A 2,899-nucleotide genomic window follows, 5' to 3' on the forward strand; every position below is an offset into this window, starting at 1 on the left:
TGGTTATTTGGATTTTGTAGTTTCCTGCTTTTAGGTTTTTGGTGTTTATTGCTGCCAGTCCTTTATTGTTGGTTTTTGTGTTGATTGTTTTGTATGTTTTTCCTGTGAATATTTTTATTCTTAATTGCATGTTGTTTACTGGTTTTTTATCTTTGTTTAGAATTTGTATTTTCATTAACTTGTTCTTTTTAACAATATTCTGTGTTTTGATTATTGTTGGTGCTTTTGTTATTTTCACTATTTTGGTTAAAGCTTTTACATTATAGTTGGAATTAATTGAAGATATAACCACTTTATAGTTTCCTGTGTTTAAATTAATAGGCAAATAACAAATTCCATTATTGTTGGTGTTCCTACAGCATGTTTTGATTAAGCTGTTTTTGTAGTATATGTTGAACCTGATTTTAGAGTACTTTATTGGATTACTCTTACTATCCACCAATTTAACTGTTAAATATTTACCAGAATTATAATAGGTTATCAAACCGTTGGATTTCAAATAAGCACTACTCCTAACAACACTTAAAGAAGAATTACCTATCAAAACATCGGAATAATTTGTCTTCCAATCTTCTAAAGATAGATTATTGCTAGATGCAATCACACTGTGGATTATTTTTACATTGAACTCTATGTTGTATTTGCCTGTTGTTAAAGTTAACGGCAATTCTAGTTTAGCGGATCCGCTTGAATTAGTTTTAACTTCAAATGAATCATCATAACCTCTGTTGTCATATATATGGATTTTTATTGTTTCATTTATATATGGAAGGTTATGTTCATCAATAACATTGAAAACAAGACAATTATTATATACAACTATTTTATCAAATGTTAAATTTGCTTTAGCATTTAGTGAAACGTTTCTGAAATAACAATCACTCCAAATATCCCCTTCATAATAACCATGAATAGAACCTGCCACACAAGGACAATCATATTTGAAATACACAACATAAAAATCACTTTTGTACATATTAGAATAAAATGAAGAATTGGTGATTAATCCATTAGATCCATTCCAATAAATTGCTTTACCTAAGAAAGGATTTTCTAAACAGTTGTCATATACATTACAATTTTTCATTATTCCATTGTCCCCATCCCAATAAATAGCACCACCATTAAAATAACCGACATAATCATCAAATACAGGTATAGAATCAACTGTAAATACTTGATGACCTATTGCGTTTGTTATGCTTATGTCTTTTAGTACTACGTTGTCTGCTGCAATGTAAAAACATCTGGACAATTCATTTGCATCTATGATGCAGTTTCCGTTGTCACTTGTAATGGTTAAGGATTTATTAACAATAATCTGTGATCCGTTGCCAAAATAAGTTCCATTTAAGACAAGAGTGTCGTTTTCCGATGCTGAATTGACAGCGTTTTGAATATCTTCAAATGTATTGCCTTCAACATATATGACATTAGAACGATTCTGTGAAACTTCATGACTAGAAACCTCCATTTCATTAGACACCAGCTCATCATTATCGTTTTCCAATGCCTGATTGTTTATTTCGTCTAGATGTGTTGTATCGTCTAGGGAAGTTACTGTATTGTTTTCACTTGCTGATACAAAACCCAAACACAACATCAACAATGACAATGAAATCAATATAAACCCTATTCTTTTCATCATAAATTTTTACCTCTTATACTTTTTATGCTGTTATTTTTATTGTTCGTGTACATTAAATCTATTTGTTCATGAGAATTTTTCTTAAAGTGTCAATGTCTGCATCGACTTCAGTAGGCTTGGTACATGCTTCAATAGCAGTATTTGGATCTTTAAGCAAATGTCCAGTAACAACACATGTTATTGTTTCTCCCTTATCTACAACTCCTTGATCCACTAGTTTTTTAAGACCTGCAATAGAAGCTGCTGAAGCCGGTTCGACACCTATTCCCTCAGTTCTTGCAAGCAATTTCTGAGCATCAAGAATTTCATCATCAGTTACTGTTTCGGAGTATCCATTGGAGTCATAAATTGCATTTAATGCTTTGATATCACTGACAGGAGCACCAATACGTATAGCAGTAGCAATAGTTTCAGGATTTTCTACAGGCACCACCCTTTTATCTCCTTTTTTAAATGCATTTGTAACAGGACATGCTCCTTCAGCCTGAATACCAGTCATCATAGGTAAATCTTTAATAAAACCAGCGTCATAAAACTCTTTAACACCTTTCCATATTGCGGAAATATTACCCGCATTACCTACAGGCAAAATAATTCTATCGGGTGCTTGCCATCCTAAATCCCTAACAATTTCATATCCTATAGTTTTTTGACCTTCTAACCGGTATGGATTAATAGAATTTAATAAATAAAGATGCTTTTCCAATGCGAGAGCAGTCATTGCCTCAAGTGCTTCATCAAAGTTACCATTAATAGACATTACTTCCGCACCGTGGAACATTGCCTGAGCTAATTTACCTAATGCAACTTTTCCTGAAGGCAAAAATACAATACAACGTAATCCTGCACGAGCAGCATAAGCAGAAAGTGATGCAGAAGTGTTTCCTGTTGAAGCACATCCAACAGTATTTACACCTAATTCCATTGCTTTGGTCATTCCGACAGTCATTCCTCTGTCTTTAAAACTTCCAGTTGGATTGGAACCCTCTACTTTCACATATAAATTTACTCCAAGTTCCTCTCCTAATTTATCACATTTACAAAATGGAGTTCCTCCTTCATCAAGAGATACTATTTTACTTTCATCTACTGGAATACATTCCTTAAATTTCCATAAATTGTCTTTTCTTCCATCAAAAATATCTTTAGAAACATCAATATCATTAACAAGTTCAAGTACAGATCCACACTTTTCACAAGTGTAAATTACTTCATTATCATCATATTCTTCGCCACATGAAACACATCTTA

The 2,899-nt window shown here is 32.5% G+C and carries 1 protein-coding gene and 1 pseudogene; both read right to left on the reverse strand.

Features of this window, described 5'->3' with window-relative positions; all coding sequences use genetic code 11:
- Positions 1-1,648: pseudogene (locus tag Q0P94_RS10475) on the reverse strand (hypothetical protein); the annotation flags it as partial.
- 58 nt (positions 1,649-1,706) lie between these two features.
- Positions 1,707-2,899 (reverse strand): threonine synthase (gene thrC / locus Q0P94_RS10480; RefSeq protein ID WP_295116409.1); only part of this gene is annotated, 1,193 nt, incomplete at its 5' end.

It is taken from the genome of uncultured Methanobrevibacter sp. (assembly GCF_946184425.1).
In the GTDB taxonomy this organism is placed as follows: Archaea; Methanobacteriota; Methanobacteria; order Methanobacteriales; family Methanobacteriaceae; genus Methanocatella.